The sequence below is a fragment of the Suttonella indologenes genome, from assembly GCF_900460215.1.
In the GTDB taxonomy this organism is placed as follows: domain Bacteria; phylum Pseudomonadota; class Gammaproteobacteria; order Cardiobacteriales; family Cardiobacteriaceae; genus Suttonella; species Suttonella indologenes.
Genome location: NZ_UHIA01000004.1, coordinates 1,537,632 through 1,555,244 on the forward strand (window position 1 = coordinate 1,537,632; position 17,613 = coordinate 1,555,244).

At 42.2% G+C, this 17,613-nt stretch carries 16 protein-coding genes, 3 tRNA genes and 6 pseudogenes; 16 read left to right on the forward strand and 9 right to left on the reverse strand.

Features of this window, described 5'->3' with window-relative positions; genetic code table 11:
- Positions 1-171: 171 nt before the first annotated feature.
- Both DYC63_RS11535 and ttcA read right to left on the reverse strand, forming a co-directional pair.
- Positions 172-248, reverse strand: a tRNA-Arg gene (locus DYC63_RS11535).
- Between the two features lie 63 nt (positions 249-311).
- The gene (ttcA, locus tag DYC63_RS11540; protein WP_115219347.1) at positions 312-1,181 is read right to left on the reverse strand and encodes a tRNA 2-thiocytidine(32) synthetase TtcA; all 870 of its coding nucleotides are present in this window, start codon (positions 1,179-1,181) and stop codon (positions 312-314) included.
- Between the two features lie 195 nt (positions 1,182-1,376).
- Here ttcA and DYC63_RS11545 point away from each other — a divergent pair.
- Positions 1,377-1,452: transfer RNA gene (locus DYC63_RS11545), tRNA-Thr, on the forward strand.
- Positions 1,453-1,473: 21 nt separating this feature from the next.
- Positions 1,474-1,560, forward strand: a tRNA-Leu gene (locus DYC63_RS11550).
- A 54-nt stretch (positions 1,561-1,614) separates the two neighbouring features.
- Here DYC63_RS11550 and DYC63_RS11555 read toward each other — a convergent pair.
- The gene (locus DYC63_RS11555; protein WP_147284962.1) at positions 1,615-2,037 is read right to left on the reverse strand and encodes a hypothetical protein; all 423 of its coding nucleotides are present in this window, start codon (positions 2,035-2,037) and stop codon (positions 1,615-1,617) included.
- 67 nt (positions 2,038-2,104) lie between these two features.
- On the opposite strand from DYC63_RS11555, the pseudogene DYC63_RS13255 reads away from it, so the two are divergent.
- The 10 genes and pseudogenes from DYC63_RS13255 to DYC63_RS11615 all read left to right on the forward strand — a co-directional run.
- Positions 2,105-3,304: pseudogene (locus tag DYC63_RS13255) on the forward strand (IS256 family transposase); the annotation flags it as partial.
- A gap of 93 nt (positions 3,305-3,397) precedes the next feature.
- On the forward strand, positions 3,398-3,613 hold the full coding sequence (locus DYC63_RS11570) for a hypothetical protein (RefSeq protein ID WP_115219349.1): 216 nt from the start codon (positions 3,398-3,400) through the stop codon (positions 3,611-3,613).
- Positions 3,610-3,909, forward strand: a complete 300-nt coding sequence (locus DYC63_RS13005) for a hypothetical protein (protein WP_218564623.1) — start codon at positions 3,610-3,612, stop codon at positions 3,907-3,909. Before DYC63_RS11570 ends, DYC63_RS13005 begins: the two co-directional genes overlap by 4 nt.
- Before the next feature lie 210 nt (positions 3,910-4,119).
- Complete coding sequence (locus tag DYC63_RS11580; protein ID WP_115219350.1) at positions 4,120-5,673, forward strand: VENN motif pre-toxin domain-containing protein; 1,554 nt, start codon at positions 4,120-4,122, stop codon at positions 5,671-5,673.
- On the forward strand, positions 5,667-5,987 hold the full coding sequence (locus tag DYC63_RS11585) for a hypothetical protein (RefSeq protein ID WP_147284963.1): 321 nt from the start codon (positions 5,667-5,669) through the stop codon (positions 5,985-5,987). The genes DYC63_RS11580 and DYC63_RS11585 overlap by 7 nt, the downstream gene beginning before the upstream one ends.
- Positions 5,988-6,012: 25 nt before the next feature.
- Positions 6,013-6,942, forward strand: coding sequence for a VENN motif pre-toxin domain-containing protein (locus DYC63_RS13010; protein ID WP_218564624.1), 930 nt, complete (start codon positions 6,013-6,015; stop codon positions 6,940-6,942).
- Between the two features lie 72 nt (positions 6,943-7,014).
- Positions 7,015-7,905, forward strand: a pseudogene (locus tag DYC63_RS11600) (IS256 family transposase, variant Zn-binding type); the annotation flags it as partial.
- 62 nt (positions 7,906-7,967) lie between these two features.
- Positions 7,968-8,222, forward strand: a complete 255-nt coding sequence (locus tag DYC63_RS11605) for a hypothetical protein (protein ID WP_115219352.1) — start codon at positions 7,968-7,970, stop codon at positions 8,220-8,222.
- Complete coding sequence (locus tag DYC63_RS13575; RefSeq protein WP_115219353.1) at positions 8,209-8,736, forward strand: hypothetical protein; 528 nt, start codon at positions 8,209-8,211, stop codon at positions 8,734-8,736. The genes DYC63_RS11605 and DYC63_RS13575 overlap by 14 nt, the downstream gene beginning before the upstream one ends.
- A 129-nt stretch (positions 8,737-8,865) precedes the next feature.
- Positions 8,866-9,135 (forward strand): toxin-activating lysine-acyltransferase, encoded by a 270-nt coding sequence (locus tag DYC63_RS11615; protein ID WP_218564626.1) that lies wholly within the window; start codon positions 8,866-8,868, stop codon positions 9,133-9,135.
- On the opposite strand, the pseudogene DYC63_RS11620 reads toward DYC63_RS11615, so the two are convergent.
- Positions 9,112-9,396: pseudogene (locus tag DYC63_RS11620) on the reverse strand (IS30 family transposase); the annotation flags it as partial. The gene DYC63_RS11615 and the pseudogene DYC63_RS11620 sit on opposite strands and share 24 nt — an antisense overlap.
- 284 nt (positions 9,397-9,680) lie before the next feature.
- On the opposite strand from DYC63_RS11620, the gene DYC63_RS11625 reads away from it, so the two are divergent.
- Positions 9,681-9,869: a ribbon-helix-helix protein, CopG family gene (locus tag DYC63_RS11625; RefSeq protein WP_115217619.1), complete on the forward strand. Its 189-nt coding sequence runs from the start codon at positions 9,681-9,683 to the stop codon at positions 9,867-9,869.
- Between the two features lie 296 nt (positions 9,870-10,165).
- On the opposite strand, the pseudogene DYC63_RS11630 reads toward DYC63_RS11625, so the two are convergent.
- Both DYC63_RS11630 and DYC63_RS11635 read right to left on the reverse strand, forming a co-directional pair.
- Positions 10,166-10,913 (reverse strand): annotated as a pseudogene (locus tag DYC63_RS11630) (IS30 family transposase); the annotation flags it as partial.
- Between the two features lie 93 nt (positions 10,914-11,006).
- On the reverse strand, positions 11,007-12,281 hold the full coding sequence (locus DYC63_RS11635; RefSeq protein WP_115219354.1) for an O-acetylhomoserine aminocarboxypropyltransferase/cysteine synthase family protein: 1,275 nt from the start codon (positions 12,279-12,281) through the stop codon (positions 11,007-11,009).
- A gap of 392 nt (positions 12,282-12,673) precedes the next feature.
- Between DYC63_RS11635 and DYC63_RS11645 the strand changes: the two are divergent.
- A pseudogene (locus DYC63_RS11645) lies at positions 12,674-13,564 on the forward strand (IS256 family transposase, variant Zn-binding type); the annotation flags it as partial.
- Between the two features lie 154 nt (positions 13,565-13,718).
- On the opposite strand, the gene DYC63_RS11650 reads toward DYC63_RS11645, so the two are convergent.
- Positions 13,719-14,570, reverse strand: coding sequence for a calcium/sodium antiporter (locus tag DYC63_RS11650; RefSeq protein ID WP_115219355.1), 852 nt, complete (start codon positions 14,568-14,570; stop codon positions 13,719-13,721).
- 43 nt (positions 14,571-14,613) lie between these two features.
- Here DYC63_RS11650 and DYC63_RS11655 point away from each other — a divergent pair, with 43 nt between their 5' ends.
- Together DYC63_RS11655 and DYC63_RS11660 are read left to right on the forward strand one after the other, a co-directional pair.
- Entirely contained in the window at positions 14,614-14,916 is a 303-nt protein-coding gene (locus tag DYC63_RS11655) for an IS630 transposase-related protein (RefSeq protein ID WP_112863885.1), read from the forward strand.
- Positions 14,916-15,452: an IS630 family transposase gene (locus DYC63_RS11660; protein ID WP_245888020.1), complete on the forward strand. Its 537-nt coding sequence runs from the start codon at positions 14,916-14,918 to the stop codon at positions 15,450-15,452. Before DYC63_RS11655 ends, DYC63_RS11660 begins: the two co-directional genes overlap by 1 nt.
- 199 nt (positions 15,453-15,651) lie before the next feature.
- Here the strand turns inward: DYC63_RS11660 and DYC63_RS13860 are convergent.
- Together DYC63_RS13860 and aroB are read right to left on the reverse strand one after the other, a co-directional pair.
- Positions 15,652-16,484, reverse strand: a pseudogene (locus DYC63_RS13860) (inositol monophosphatase family protein).
- A complete protein-coding gene (gene aroB, locus DYC63_RS11675) occupies positions 16,423-17,517 on the reverse strand; it encodes a 3-dehydroquinate synthase (protein WP_115219358.1) in 1,095 nt (364 codons plus the stop codon). The pseudogene DYC63_RS13860 and the gene aroB overlap by 62 nt, the downstream one beginning before the upstream one ends.
- Positions 17,518-17,613 lie beyond the last annotated feature (96 nt).

Below are 17,613 nucleotides of genomic sequence, written 5' to 3' on the forward strand. Positions count from 1 at the left end.
AAATACCGGCACATCTCAACAATATTGACAGACAATTAGCATGATGCAGCATTAAACCGGCAATTTTTAAAAATACCGTTTAATATCGCTGATACAAAATCAAAAAAAGAAGTCATAGATTATGAAAGTTAAACCTATAAAAAACCACCGATGATTCGGTGGTCTTAGATTTGGCGCGCCCGGAAGGATTCGAACCTCCGACCGCCTGGTTCGTAGCCAGGTACTCTATCCAGCTGAGCTACGGGCGCGTTGTGAAGCGCGCATTATGCGTAAAATTGTCTTTTTGGTCAAGTAAAACCCAAACTATTTACTTAATCAGCTGTTTTTGGGAAAAATATTAAGGGCATCTCCTGCAAAACGTCCTTATCTTCTTTGTCATTATCAACAAACCAGTTATTGGCTTCCGATTTTGCCCCTAATGAAGCGAAATCAAATAACTCGCCATCTAATAAATGTGAAGGGCGTACGCGTCCCAAAGCGGCAAAAATATTCTCAACCCGCTGCGGCTGCAGTCTATCCCATTCCAATAACATTTCTTTGACCGCCTGACGCTGTAAGTTTTCTTGCGAACCGCATAAATTGCAGGGAATAATCGGAAAAGCCTTCCATGCCGCGTATTTGGCAATATCACGTTCATCACAGTAAGCCAAAGGGCGAATCACAATATGCTTACCATCATCACTTTGCAATTTGGCGGGCATAGCTTTAAGCTGTCCGCCGTGAAATAAATTCAGGAAAAAAGTCTCCATAATGTCAAAACGATGGTGTCCCAAGGCAATCTTATTCATGCCGTGCGCCTCCGCAAAAGTATATAAATGCCCGCGGCGCAGACGCGAACACAAAGAACACATCGTTTTTCCCGCCTCGATTTTATCCGTTACGATACTATAGGTATCGCTTTCGATAATATGATAATCCACGCCGATACTCTGCAAATATTCAGGCAACACATGTTCGGGAAAGCCGGGCTGCTTTTGATCTAAATTCACCGCGGTAATTTTAAAATCCACAGGCGCGCTTTGCTGCAAAGACAGCAACATATCCAATAAAGTATAAGAATCCTTGCCGCCTGAGAGGCAGACCATCACATGATCTCCCTCTTCTATCATCTGAAAATCTTGAATCGCCTTGCCTATCAAACGCCGCAGACGCTTATGCAATTTATTATAAGTAACGCTCATGAATATCCTTTTTTATGTTTCTATTTTCAATATCTTGTAAAATAGAAATGCCATACATCGCTATTAAAATATTGAGACAGACCATAATCCGCCCATCTCAAGCGCCGCTATGATAACAGCAAGTAAAAAATTTTTTCTGAATTTGCTTGACAGCCTCTTTTTTTCCGCTAAAATGCGCGCTCTATCTGATACACAGCCGGTGTAGCTCAGTTGGTAGAGCGCCTCACTTGTAATGAGGATGTCGCGGGTTCAAATCCTGTCTCCGGCTCCATTCTTTTAAAACTTCCCAAAAGCCCAGATGGCGGAATTGGTAGACGCACTAGCTTCAGGTGCTAGCGACTTCACGGTCGTGGAGGTTCGAATCCTCTTCTGGGCACCACATAAAACTGTTTATTAACAAAATTTTCTTATGACTGGCGTAAGGATGGCGTACTTAAATTAACCTTCCGCGCTTTTTCTCTCTCGCCTCCTTCTCTTCAAGCTTGTGCTTACGCACTTCCTTCTGCTCTTCCACGCGATTATGACTCCGCTCTTGAGACTGATGACGCTCTTTATCTTCATTGACGTTGACACGTGCCATAACTAAGCCAGCTTGGATTTGCCACTTCACTGCTTGCAAACCTGCGACGCGATGTAAGTCAGAGTAATCACTAAACTCCTTGCCTCTTTGAGCTGAAGTGAATTTTGGCACAGCGTAGCGGCCATTGACGGCATGAGCGGCTTTCCGCGCACTGTCTAAACCACTATTGTTAAGCCCTTTGCTGACGTTGTGTTGATCATTGTCACCGACAATGAAGACGCTGCGGTATGGATACATGGCCTTAAACTCTTCAGCGACGGCTTTGGTAGTGTTCAAAAAACTGTGTCACTCCCATAAACTATCCAGAAAACAAGGAATGACATTATGCAACACTTTGACTTTTTTATCAGCTGAAATAGAAAGTTATCTTGGGCAGAATCTCAATAGTAATAACCGCCGTAACGGTTACAGTAAAAAGACGGTCAAATCGGCACTTGGCAGCTTCGAACTTGAAACTCCTCGTGAGCGCAATGGAGAATTTGAGCCTGTCTTAGTCAAGAAACACCAAACTAAGCTCAGCCCTGAAATAGACAATCATATCTTATCGCCGTTCTCGCACGGGATGAGCTATAGCGCTATCAAAGAGCATATTAGCGAGATTTATCAGCTTGAGGTTTCAGAAGCCGCCATCAGCAGTATCACCGACCAACTTATTCCACAACTTAAAGCCTGGCAATCCAGAGCACTGGATAGCGTTTATCCTATAGTCGGAGAAGTGAAAAAGTAGTACAAGGCGGCGAGCCGCAGACAATACAAGAGCGTACGGCAAGGCGAGCCAACGCTGTAATACTTTTTCAATTCTTTGACTATATCGTATGGCTTGATGCTATTCACTATAAAGGTCAAAGATGAGGGACGCTATGTCAATAAAGCAGTCTATACACTGTTAGCCCTCAATACCGAGGGGCATAAAGAGCTTATTGGACTTTACTGCTCTGAAAGTGAGGGCGCCAATTATTGGCTGTCTGTGCTGACGGATTTACACAATCGTGGTGTAGAAGATATTCTTATTGCTTGTGTCGATGGTTTAAAAGGCTTCCCTGAAGCCATTGAGGCGATATTTCCTAATACCGAGGTACAGTTGTGCGTGATTGATCAAATCCGTAACAGTATTCGTTACATAGCCAGCAAGGAGCAAAAAGCCTTTATGTGTGATTTAAAGCCTGTGTATAAGGCGGTTAATAAAGAATCTGCCGAATTGGCCCTTGATGAACTCGACAGACTCTGGGGCAGTAAATATCCTGCGGTGATAGCTTCTTGGCGAGAGAAATGGCATTTACTATCGGCTTATTTTAAGTACCCTGAGGCAGTCAGGAAGCCCATTTATACCACCAATACGGTTGAAGCGCTGCATCGCCAGTTTCGTAAGTTGACTAAAACTAAAGGTGCTTTCCCCAATGAAAACAGCTTGCTTAAATTACTGTATGTGGCTATGTTAAATGCCGGTGAGAAATGGACAAGACCTATCAACAATTGGGGACAAACTATGATGCAGTTGTCTATCCATTTCCCCGGGCGCTTAGATAAGGTGATAAGCCTTTGATTGAACTGACACAGATTTCTGAACGCCCTCTTACTTGGTAATAATCCGCCCACTTATAGCAGTTTCCCAGTAGGAAAAACCAATAACTGGTTTATGCGTTGGCTTAATTTGAAAAACAGCACATCAGTTCACAATACACAAGGTATTGGAACGGTAGAAGCAGTTGAACAGGGATTGCGTGGTAGCAATAGACCTGAAAAAGGAATAGGGAACAGATGGAATTATGATGGTATTTATAAAGGGATTAGTGAAATAACAGGTGTTCCAAATATTTCAGATGAATATAAAGAGCAAGGAGTTCATAAATGAAGAAATATATAACCACGGTATATTGTATTCTCCTGATGTGTAGTTGTACACCAGATGGAATATTTGATATAGGATACGGTATTAGAGGAGGATATAATGTAGATAGAGATTTTGCACTTGGTAGTCATGTTAGCAAAGCTAAAGCTAATGCTGCATGGAAAGAATGTTCTGACAAATATATGAGAAATGGTGGTTCAGTATTAGTAGAACAATGTATGAATGATAAAGGATTAATACGTTTATCTGAAATACGTCGTAGGCAAAAGATGGCAGATCGGAAACACAGAGAGCAGTAATAATGAAATACTATTGTTACCGAACAAAGCGGTATTTACGCAGGCGATGACGGCTATCAAATCAAGGTCGGAAACCATACAGACCTCAAAGGCGAGCTCATCACCAGCACCCAAAGCGTAGAAAACAAAGGCAAAAATCGCATCACAACAGGCACACTCACCCACAGCGACATCCACAACCACAGCCATTACGAAGGCAAAAGTTTTGGATTGGGTGCAAGTGTTGCCGTAAGCGGTAAAACACTGGGACAAGGAGAACAAAACAATCCGCAAGAAAGTCATTTAAAAACCGTAGCCGATAAAAACGGTACAAGTTCATCAGTGGGTTATGGCAGCGACCAAGACAGCCAAAGCAGCGTAACCCGAAGCGGCATCAACACCCAAAATATCCGCATTACCGACGAAGCCGCACAAATCCGGCTAACCGGCAAAACGGCGGAGCAAAGCAAAAAAGCCATTTACACCACAACGGCAACTGAAACGGCACAAGCACATTCAGGCAGCCTGAACAACGTATTTGACCAAGAAGCGGTGCAAAACGAGTTGGATTTGCAAGTTAAAGTAACACAGGCATTTAACCAAAATCGCCAAGCTGCTAAAGCTGAAATTAACAAAGCTCATGATACGGCGAAAGCTCAATTAGATGCTGGTGAAATCACCCAAGCAGAATATGATGCGAAAGTGGCGCAACTTAATGGCATTGGCTTTGTATTAGATAGCGTTGCAGCAGGTTTAAGTACGCCAAGCAACAGTGTTTCAGGTAACCTGATTGCAACTGCTAGCCCATTGGTAACGCAAAAGGTTGGCGAACTGTTTAAAACAGGTGGTGCATTACATGAATATGAAGGTACGGTTTTACATGGTGTTGCTCAAGGAGTGGTTGCGGCAGCAGTTGCAGCAGCAGGCGATAATAATGCTTTAAGTGCAGGTTTGGCAGCAGGTAGTGCAGAAGTATTAGCACCTAAAGTAAGTCAATTTTTGTATGGAACGTCTGATGCCGATAAACTAACATCAAAACAAAAACAAACGATTAGTGCCATATTAGGAATGGCTGGTTCTGCGATGGGTGCGACCGTAGGAAATAGTGGTGCTGATGTCATTGTGTCGGGTGGATTAGCACAAAATGCGGTGCAGAATAATGGATTAAAAGAAGATGCTTTAAAAAAATTAGGCGATGCAAGAAAGTATTTAGATACAAAGTCTAGAGAAGCTCTTGATGGTTTGATTGATGCTTACAAAAAAGGAGATATTGAACTCACGAAGAAATATAAATCTCAATTAGATGATGCAATTGAAGCCTGGGCAACTTCTGGTGGATATGAAATTTTAGGAGTAAATCCTAAAGCAGCAGTTGGTGCGATGGCCTATGCAACAGGTGAATTACTTATTCCAACAAATGTAACGGAATTAGTACCTGTTGGAAAATTAAGCAAAGCTACAAAAGCATTGAAACTTTCTGATAACGTTTTGACGAAAGCGCCTCAAGTTGCAATTTTTGAAAAAATAAGAACTGTACGTAGCGATAGATATGCTAATTTAACTGACGTTCAATTATACAATAAAATAGAATATGTTATGTCAGGGCAAAAAATATCTGTTAATTCAGGCAAAACTATATATCTATCTCCTGATAAAAAAGATATTTTAATTATTGATCCCTTAAATCCGATGGGTGGAACCATATTTCCGAATACTAGAGATGCAAAAAGAACAACTAAATATATCAACAAATTTATTGAAGATGAAGGTGGTATAAAATGGTAACTATGAATGACAATAAAATATTAGTCAAGATTGCTGTAGATTATGGTGCTGAAGAATATATATGGATTTCTAATTTTAATACAATCGATGATTTATTAGATTGGTATAAATCAATTGAATATATTGATTATTGTGGGGAGAATATTTTAAATGAAATAAAAAAGGAATTAATATCTATTAACAATAATGAGGAATTGCAAGATTTTTATTATGAAAATAATCATTATCCAACGATAATGTTAGAAAATAATTATTCATCTTTTCTGTTATATTTAAATCATAAATATTTTCATAAAGGATACCGGCAAGCGTAGTTGGTATGGCAATGTTTTAGTGAACATGATTGCTACAGGCTTAAGTGCGCCTACGCAAAGTGGCGTAGGTATTGCAGCAGCGACTGTTTCGCCGATGATTTCATATGAAATTGGTCAAAAATTCAAAGAATTAGCTAAAGATAATGCTGATGGCAAATTAACAGAAAAACAACAAGCTGCTCATGTGCTGGCCCATGCGATACTGGGCGCAGCGGTTGCAGCAGCAGGAGACAATAACGCCCTAGCAGGCGCATTGAGTGCAGGTGGTGCGGAGGCGGTTGCGCCTTACATCAGTAAATGGTTATATGGCAAAGACAAAGGCAGCGACTTAACGGCAGAAGAGAAAGAGACTGTAACAGCGATTACAAATTTATTGGGTACAGCTACGGGTGCAGCAGTGGGCAACAGCGCAACAGATGCAGCGCAAGGCAGCCTGAATGCGCAAAGTGCGGTGGAGAATAATAGCCTTTATGTTGATAAAAACGGGGTAGTTATCCGTAATATTCCTAATGATGACTACAATATCTATCAATATGATTATGTTTGCTACCCTATTGCTAGAAATAATTGTCCTAATTTGACAGACTTTGATGAATTGTATAATTCACCCAAAAAAGTTGTAGGTCAAGTAATGTGGCAGGACTCATTTACTAGTCCAGAATCAGGGAAATCTTTTGGTATCATACATTTTGGGGAAAATATAGAACCATATATCTATCAACTTAATGATAAAGCATGGGGTCAATGGGATACTACTGTTGCTAGAAAAAGTCTTCCAGGAGGAGAATACGATATAAAAAGCAATTATCCTGGTGCTGGTTCATATCATGGATTTTTATTTCAGGGTAAATATATTTCATTGAGAGATGCTGGAAACATCTTAGCAGGTATGAATGCTGCTGTTAATGGAAAAACTTTTGATGAATTTCGGGCAAAGGGACATTTTAGGTGCTAAAAAGTTTGAAAAACCTTATTCTGTAAGGCTTTTAGCGAGGTCAAAAGCTTTGAACACAAAAAATGCTTTTTCTGTGGCTCAAAACAGGTCAAAAAAGACGGCAGACAAAATCATCAGCAACGATACAAATGCCGGCAATGCGGTAAGCGTTTTAGCAGCAAAAAGCGTCTTAACCCTCAAGAGTTGTGGACACTTTATAGTAGCGGCAAACAAAGCATGCAAGAGCTCGCCCAACGTTTTTCCTGCAGCCGTAAAACCATTGCTAGATATCTCAAACAAGCCCAACTTAGAGAGCCTGAACAACGGCATTTTTCATCAGTCAATATCATCATGGATACTACCTACTTTGGACGTAAATTTGGTGTGATGGTGCTGTATGACAGCATCAGCCGACAAGCCTTATCGGTCAGCGAGGTTAAATCAGAAAGCAATGCATTGTATCGACAAGCCATACGAGAGCTACAAGAAAAAGGAATACATATTCAGAGTATTATCTGCGATGGCAGAAGAGGATTAACCTCATTATTTCCCGATATTCCCATACAGCTTTGTCAATTCCACCAAGTCAAAACCATTAACCGTTATCTGACAAGAAAACCTCAAACAGCAGCGGCAGTAGATTTAAAACAACTTGCCTTAAGCCTAAAAAACAGCAGCAAAGCGGCATTTGAAGAGCATTTGAATAACTGGCATAAGCAGCATAAAGACTTTCTCAACGAACGTAGCTCAAATCCCGAAACAGGTAAATCACACTATAGGCACAAACGTTTAAGAAGTGCTTATAACAGTCTGAGGCGCAATCTGCATTGGCTTTTTACCTTTGAAGATTATCCGGAGTTAAACCTGCCAAAAACCACCAATTTGCTTGAAGGAAAATTTGGTGATCTGAAAAGACTTTTAGCTTGTCATTGCGGCATGGAAAAGGACAATAAGGTTAAGTTTATAAAAGATTATTTTGCTTAAAAAACGCTAGATAGCACCTATTTTGTCCCTTAGGGCTAAAGAACTCGAAAACAGCACCTAAAATGTCCCTTTGCCCTGAATTTCAACAAGCCAGTGGAGCATTACAACAGGGTGGTAAGACAGGAGTTTTATTAAATGTGTTTACTGATAAAACTTATGGTTCTGCTCCTATGTATGGTGAATTACCGTATCAATACTATAAAAGTAAATATGGTTACGACTTAGGACAACAAAGAATATGGATAAAAGATAACATAAAATATATAGTTCCTAATAATATACCAAGTATTGGAGAGATATTTAATGGAATTCGTTAATAATTTAGTCATTTTTTCCTCTTTATTACTAATACTTATTCCGATATTTCTTGCAATATACGGTATATACCATACGATATGGTATCGTAAAACATATATCCTAAAAATAAGTTTTACATTATTGGTGATAATATTTTGCAGTATGTATTATATATATTGCCGTTATCTTGACCAACAAAAACTGGCTCATTATTGCATAGATGGACAATGTATTTCTATTGTTCATCTATGCAAAAATTGTGGTATAAATTCTCCTACATATGCAAGAATTTACACAGGAAAAATATTGTTTAGATTTCAAACAAAAGCGAAAAATTATGCTGAATTACTTATGGAAGATGATATATTAATTAGTAAAAAAACTTTGAGAAATAAATTTATTATTTATGGGTCTTTACCTGTAATGAACGGTAAATTAGATAATATTGAAATAAAAGAAGCTGCTGGTTATATAAATAGAGACGATATTGATTATATTGTCTCAAAAAAATTAAAATTCAGGTATTTATATTAATTGTGATTATCCTGAATCACTAGAAAGCATAGCGTGAACACTCGTTGTCCGTGCAACATAACCACAGCACCCTTAACTCCTTTTCAGGCTGTCTATCATCATAAATATCTTTTTTTTTTGGTTTTTGATATGAATATAACTTTGTATCAAACCGACCGCCATTTGCGCGACAACAGCGATTGGAACTGTGGCGACAATATTTGGCTGATTCAATGGTTTGCGCCATTGGGACACAGCCATCAAATGCGCTTGGCGGTACGCCGGTTATTTCCCAATACGATTGTACGTGCCTTATATCATAAAGGCTCGGATAAGGGTTTGAGAATTTTAACTCTTGAATTATCAAACCAAGTGCAATACTTTTTTAAAGTAAACTTAATAAGGTGTTTTCCAGCCTAAACACTTTCTCGGTCGTAGATTTAATTTGTCGACGACCGATTGAATATAATCATCGCTCCACCGGTTTATATCCTGTTGCTTGGGGAAAAACTCCCTGAGCAACCCGTTTGTATTTTCATTTGTACCTCTTTGCCACGGCTGATGCGGCTCGGGGAAATAAAAGGCTGCGCCTAATGCTTGCGTAACTAAACTATGTTTGGCAAATTCCTTGCCTCTGTCCGGCGTAATTGACCGTAATTTATGCGGTGTAAGCAGTATTATCTGTGGCAAACTGTTATTTTAGATAGATATTTGGATAAATAACAAAGAAAAAGCAAGTAAATACTTGCTTCATTTAGTAGGATAACCTATAATATGCGCATCAGCAAGGCGCTGATAAAGTAAACCCCCAGCTTTCGATGGGGGCTGACTGGAGATAAAGATGAAAATCACAGTTTTCATCCTCTTACTCCTACTAAGCGTACCAGCTTGGTAGTGTAGTAAAACAGGGGCGGTGGCAGCCGCCTCTGTTCTCCAAATCATAACAAAAACACAGGGAAAAGCAAATGGCAAAAACACGCAATCAAATACAGGCAGAAAGCGATGCACGGCGAGATGTCAAGCTAAAAGCCTTTAAACTGCCGATAGCCGTCGTCGAGGAATTCGAGCGTATCGCCACAGAGCAAGGCTTGGCAAATAATGCCTTATTTATCGCCGCCCTAGAAGCCTATAAAAAACAAGAGAATATAGCATGAACCTTTATCAGCAGTTTAATCAGCTTTTTGCCGCTCACCCACGCGCCACGGCAAAAATCACGGGCAATCGCGGTGGTGGTGTGCTAGTGGCACAAACGCCCAACGGCACGGAGGTTATCTTGCACGGCAGCGCCGAGACGGGAAAACCGTCTATTACGATGTGGCGACAAAAGAGGTGCTGGGCGAAGCGCCGGCGGTGGTTTATACTGAGTTTGGGGTATAGTTTTTGCGCGTCTTTTATTTGCAGCAATGCAAAATTAATGCGCGGAAAATGCAAAAATGCGCCGCGCCTTACATATCATCGCCTCTTTCACCAACAATGCTTTTTTGCCTGCAATCTTTTTCACCAACTCAAAACGGCTTTTGCGTTCCGTCAAAGTAAGCAAACAGGCACCGCCTGCGACACCCAATACCGTATCCGCTTCCTAATGTCCGAAATGGCTGCGGTTTTGCGCTGAAATCGGGCGTTCCTCCAATGTGTGCGAAATCGTGATTTTTCCACGCTTTTCAAGATGATTTTTTCTCCGTCTTGTTCTGCCTTTATGGCGTAATTTTCGGCTTGCTTTGCCTTCACCGATATCTAGCTAACCTTGATGAATCGCGCGGTAAATTGTATTGAAACTGATTGATAAATCAGATTGTTCAAATTCTAAGCGCTTGCTGAGCTGTTCGGGCGACCACTTGCCGTCCAACACCTTGCTTTGCAGCAAATGACGATATTCCGCCCGTTTTATAGTACCTTAACTTCAAAATGAGACTTAGAGATACACATTTTGTCAGGAGAAGCGCTTAGAATAATCTCATTTTGAAGTTAAGAGACTATAATTTGGGTATCGCTTTGCACTTTTTCCGATGCTTTTGATAGCTGCTGTGCGCCGAACTCGCTCGATATACTTTGAGTGCATGCCTTTTTAGCTCACGGGAAATGGTGCTGCAGCTCCGCCCTAATTGTCGGGCAATCTCGGACTGTTTTTTGCCTTGAGCGAGCAGAATCATTATGCTTTCCCGTTCTGAAAGTGTAGGATGTCGGTAAGAAGCGTTCATTTTAGAGTCTTTTTTGTTGGGGAACAAAATGATACTCTATTATGAATGCTTCTTTTTTTGCACTTGGATTGTAAATTCAAGCCGTTTGAATGATTAAACTTCCGCTGCAGCCAATGCCTGCCTTAAATCCGTCAGCAAATCCTCAATATCTTCAATCCCGATAGACAAACGCAGCATGTCTGTGCTCACGCCTGCGGCGGCAAGCTCCTGCTCGTTTAACTGACGATGCGTGGTGCTTGCCGGATGCGTCGCTAAAGATTTGGCATCACCAATATTGACTAAGCGGGTAAATAATTGCAAAGCATCGATAAATTTTATTCCTGCCGCCATACCGCCTTTAATGCCGAAACTTAGCAAGCCCGAAGCTTTGCCGGAAAAGTCGCGTACAATCAAGTCGTGGTAAGAACTGTCTGACAATCCTGCATAATTTACCCATGCCACCTGCGGATGCTGCTGTAAAAATTGCGCTACTTTCAGAGCGTTTTCGCAATGTCTGTCCATACGCAAAGCCAAAGTTTCCAAACCTTGCAGAATTAAAAAAGCATTAAAAGGGCTGATTACCGCTCCCATATTGCGTAAAGGCGCGACGCGCGCACGCGCAATATAGGCCGCCTTACCGAAATGCTCTGTGTAATTCACACCGTGATAAGCAGTATCCGGCGTATTTAAGACCTGAAAACGCTCGCTTTGAGTCCAATCAAAATGCCCGCCGTCAATAATGGCGCCGCCGATACTTGTACCGTGTCCGCCGATATATTTGGTTAAAGATTCAATCACAATATCCGCTCCCAAAGCCAGCGGACGGCATAGAACGGGACTGGCTACCGTATTATCAATCACCAAAGGCAATTGCTGCTCATGCGCCGCAGCGGCAAAAGCCGGAATATCCAATACATTCATTGCAGGATTACCGATACTTTCGGCAAAAACTAATTTGGTACGCGCATCCGCATATTGGGCAATTTGCTCAGGCGCATCTGCATCGATAAAACGCACTTCAATCCCCTGCTTGGGCAAGCTATGGGAAAATAAATTGAAAGTGCCGCCATACAAGGTTTTGGTGGCGATGATATTATCGCCCGCCTCTACCACGGTTTGAATGGCATAAGTAATCGCCGCCATACCGCTGGCAAGACATAAGGCGGCAATACCGCCTTCTATTGCCGCCAAACGCTGCTCCAAGACATCGGTGGTGGGATTCATAATGCGCGTATAAATATTACCCGGCACTTCAAGATTAAATAAATCCGCGCCGTGCTGCGTATTATCGAAGGCATAACTTGCGGTTTGATATAAAGGCACCGCAACGGCTTTCGTGCTTGGATCAGGCGAATAGCCCGCATGTAGTAATTGTGTGGCTTGTTTCATTCTCTACTCCTTACTCGTTCTCATCGAATATCCGACAGACCATTAATCTTATCGGGAAGCGGTATTGTAAAGCAGTAAAACCGCGGCAGGAAATGCAGAATAAAAAAAGCCGAGTCGAACGACTCGGCCAACAACCACCAAAGGAGGATATAGAGGAGATAACATCGATGATGTTGGGGCGCATTATAGGCAGTTTGCTGCACTGCGTCAAGTAATTTTGATAAAAAATAATGAATTTTTATTCACTGCTTGTTTTTATATAAAAACAATATGTTACAAAAATACAATTACTCGGGGGAAAGGGACATTTTAGGTGCTAAAAAGTTTGAAAAACCTTATTCTGTAAGGCTTTTAGCGAGGTCAAAAGCTTTGAACACAAAAAATGCTTTTTCTGTGGCTCAAAACAGGTCAAAAAAGACGGCAGACAAAATCATCAGCAACGATACAAATGCCGGCAATGCGGTAAGCGTTTTAGCAGCAAAAAGCGTCTTAACCCTCAAGAGTTGTGGACACTTTATAGTAGCGGCAAACAAAGCATGCAAGAGCTCGCCCAACGTTTTTCCTGCAGCCGTAAAACCATTGCTAGATATCTCAAACAAGCCCAACTTAGAGAGCCTGAACAACGGCATTTTTCATCAGTCAATATCATCATGGATACTACCTACTTTGGACGTAAATTTGGTGTGATGGTGCTGTATGACAGCATCAGCCGACAAGCCTTATCGGTCAGCGAGGTTAAATCAGAAAGCAATGCATTGTATCGACAAGCCATACGAGAGCTACAAGAAAAAGGAATACATATTCAGAGTATTATCTGCGATGGCAGAAGAGGATTAACCTCATTATTTCCCGATATTCCCATACAGCTTTGTCAATTCCACCAAGTCAAAACCATTAACCGTTATCTGACAAGAAAACCTCAAACAGCAGCGGCAGTAGATTTAAAACAACTTGCCTTAAGCCTAAAAAACAGCAGCAAAGCGGCATTTGAAGAGCATTTGAATAACTGGCATAAGCAGCATAAAGACTTTCTCAACGAACGTAGCTCAAATCCCGAAACAGGTAAATCACACTATAGGCACAAACGTTTAAGAAGTGCTTATAACAGTCTGAGGCGCAATCTGCATTGGCTTTTTACCTTTGAAGATTATCCGGAGTTAAACCTGCCAAAAACCACCAATTTGCTTGAAGGAAAATTTGGTGATCTGAAAAGACTTTTAGCTTGTCATTGTGGCATGGGAAAGGACAATAAGGTTAAGTTTATAAAAGATTATTTTGCTTAAAAAACGCTAGATAGCACCTATTTTGTCCCTTAGGGCTAAAGAACTCGAAAACAGCACCTAAAATGTCCCTTTGCTCATTACTCGAGATTTTTATGTTGCATTGCAGCAAAACACCTTACATAAACTTATAATTATTTTTCAAACAGATAAACCTTTAAGTCAAAGCATCATGTAATAACCACAGCGTATAGACAATAAACGAAGCTGTTAATATGGCACCGGCACTTCTGCCCATACGTCCGCCATTGCGCAAAGCCCACAAACACAGCACAAATAACAAGACCGTAAGCGCCACCATCACAAAAATATCGCGGCGCAAAATTTCAGGAGCAATGTTAAAAGGCGAAATCGCCGACGCCAAACCAACCACCGCTAAGGTATTAAAAATATTAGAACCGATTACATTCCCTAAAGCCATTTCATGCTCGCCGCGCCTTGCCGCCATAACAGATGAGACCAATTCGGGCAAAGAAGTACCGATCGCAACAATCGTCAAACCGATAATCAATTCAGATAAACCCCAAAGCTGCGCCAGTTCTACCGCACCCCATACAATCAAGCGCGAACTGATAATCAAGGCAATCAATCCGCCCGTTAGTTTTGCCAAAGCAAGCGGTATTTTAATTTCCTGCAATTGCGACAGTTCCTCTTCTGCCAAGGCGGCAGCGCTGTCTTTAGCCGATTTTCTGGCTTCTATAAATTGCTGCGTTAATAAAACAAATAATACAAACAATAAGATAAAACCTTCAAAACGACTAAGCTGCTTATCCCATAATTGCCATAAAGCAAGCGCCGTTATCGCAAACAGCCAAATAAAATCTTTTTTAACCACTGTCGGCTGAATAAATAAAGGGCTGATGACGGCAGTCAATCCCAGTACCAAAGTAATATTAACGACATTGGAACCATAGGCATTGCCCAGTGCCAAACCCGAACTGCCTTCCATTGCAGATAAAACAGACACCACCATCTCGGGTGCCGAGGTGCCCACGCCGATAATAAACATGCCGATATAGTCAAGGAATCAAAAAACAGTTACACTAAAACTTATGGCATACTCAAAAGATTACAGACAAATGATATTGAACAAGCTGGCATCAGGTCATAGCTACAGAAAGCTTGTTGAAGAATATCGACTCAGCGCAACAACTATTCAACGTTGGAAGAAAAGCATAGAACGCAAGAAGTACGAACGCAAACCGGCAAAAATCGATAATGAAGCTTTAATGGCTGACGTCCAAGCTTATCCTGATGACTATTGCTATGAACGGGCAAGACGCTTTAACTGTAGCGACAGAGCTATTGCCATAGCATTAAAACGTGTCGGCATTACTCGAAAAAAAAGACCTTAATTCATCCGAAAGCAGACAAACAACAGCGCCTATTATTTCTTAAGCAGTTAGCGGCATTTGAAGCTGAAGGCAGAACCCTGATTTACTTAGATGAAAGCGGCTTTAAATCTCATGAGAACAGAGCTTACGGCTATTCCCACAAAGGCTGTCCTTGTTTAGGAAAGTACAACTGGCAACTCAAGAATCAAAGCAATGCTATTGGGGCAATACATAAGAACAAGTTGTTTGCGGTAGGGCTTTACGATTGCAGTATTAATAGTGATGTATTTCATTGTTGGGTAGAAGAATTGCTGTTAACACAATTGCCTGAAAACAGCGTCATTATTATGGACAATGCCAGCTTTCACAAAAGACAGGATACCCAAGAGCTTATTGCAGATGCGGGACATCATATTTTATGGCTGCCGCCATACAGTCCGGATCTGAACCCAATCGAGAAAATGTGGGCTTGGCTTAAACGTAAACGCAAGGATTGGCGATTAAATTGCATCGATAAACTATTCTTTTACTTCTTGTGGATTTGTAACTCTTTTTGATTTCCTTGACTATAATAACTTTTGGCACATGAAATTTCTTAGCCAAATGACTGGCACCGTCAATAAAGACATCGGCGCTGTACACCAACACGCTTAATCCCACTATCATTGCTAATAAATACAGCCACATATTTTTCTCTTCTCCCAAAAAAAAGCGCGCCCTAATCGGCGCGATTCCCATCATTATAATCACCAAGCATTACCGCAACATTTCTTGATGTACTTGTTCCTGCGCAATCAGGCAGTTTTCGCCCTGCAATAAAGACATGGGGCTGCCGTCATGTTGCGTGATGTGGATATTCAGCTCGCCCAAAATGGCAATTGCAGGAACGATACCCCAAGGCATTTGCCGCACGCTGATAAAGGCGGCGGCACGTCCGCCGGCAATAATGCCCGTAAGAATAGCCGTGCTGCCGACCACGCGTGCACTCAAACAATGCTCTAAGGCATAGCGGCTTAAAGGATCATTGCGCTTAATTGCGCCGCTTTCGAGAATCACGATGCTGTCTGCCAATCGGGCATCAGGTGGCGGCGCTATACGCCGTCTGTTGAGATAAGCGCCCTCGCCGCAGGAAGCATGATAAAAATCATCGCGCATCACATCGTAAATAATCCCGAACTGGCTTTGCCGTCGATATATAAAGCCAGCATAATGCCGAAATCGCGTTGCTGTTTGACAAAATTAATCGTACCGTCAATCGGGTCGATAAACCACACCGCACCGGCCAATTCGCTCAACTGAGTAGCGCCGCTGCTTTGGCTTTCTTCGCCGCAAATGCGGTGCTCGGGATAATGGCGGCGAATGGCTTGACTCAGCCGCTCTTCAATCTCAATATCCAGCGTCGTCACCAAATCATGGGCGTCAGCCTTATGATTGACGCTAAATCCTTCCTGCATCGCTTGGCGCAGATAATCACCCGCTTCCTGCACCCATTGCATGGCTTGCGTATAGGCAAGCTTAATCTCATCTTTAGTCATGGCGTACTCCTGCAAGGCGGATGGCGGCAAGAATTTGCTCGGCGGGAATCTCATCGTCAATGCGGCATTGTCCCAAACTGCTCATGGCAACCAAGCGCAATTTGCCGCTGCGTACTTTTTTATCCAAAAACATGGCATTATACACCTCTTCTACGCTAAATTCTTCGTCCATATCAATCGGCAATTGCGCCGCCTGCAATAAGGCAATAATGCGTGTCAATTCTGATGCCTTTAATTCGCCGCGCAAATGCGCCAATTCCGCCGCCATACGCATGCCGATTGCCACCGCTTCCCCATGCTTCCATAAACGGTAAAGACTGATGGACTCCAAAGCATGTCCGAAAGTATGCCCCAAATTGAGCAGGGCGCGCTGCCCATGCTCTTTTTCATCAGCGCAGACGACATCGGCTTTGTTTTGACAGCAATGCGCAATCGCTTTAATCAAGAGCTTTTTATCCTTCGCCATAATGCCGCCGATATTGCTTTCCAGCCATTCGAAAAACGCAATATCGTTAATCAAGCCGTATTTAATCACTTCCGCCAAACCTGCGGAAAATTCGCGTGCCGGCAGCGTGTTCAAGGTATCGATATCAATCAAAACGGCAAGCGGCTGATGAAAAGCGCCGATCATGTTTTTGCCCGAGGGATGATTGACGCCTGTTTTGCCGCCGACGGAGGAATCCACCTGCGCCAATAAAGTGGTCGGACATTGAATAAAATCCATACCGCGTTGATAACTTGCCGCGGCAAAGCCCGCCAAATCGCCGACCACGCCGCCGCCCAAGGCGATAATCAAGGCATCGCGCCCGAAGCGGTGCGCAATCAAGGCATCCAACACCTTGGCATATTCTTCGAGATTTTTATACTGCTCGCCATCGGGTATCAGCACTTCAATGATTTCCTTATCGCCCAAAGCGGCTTTAATCTGCGCAAGATACAAAGGCGCAACCGAGGGATTGCTCACAATGCAGACTTGGCGATGCGGCGCCAATTGCCGCCACACATCGGCTTGCCGCCACAGACCCGATTCAATCAAAATGGGATAGGAATGCGCCGCTGCCGGCGGTAATTGAAGGCTTAATTGCATAAGAAATCCTTAATGACAGATGCTGTGAAAGCCGAATTATCCGTTAAATAAGGTAAATTAGAAAGCGAAAAATCCGCAAACGGATTGATAAATAGA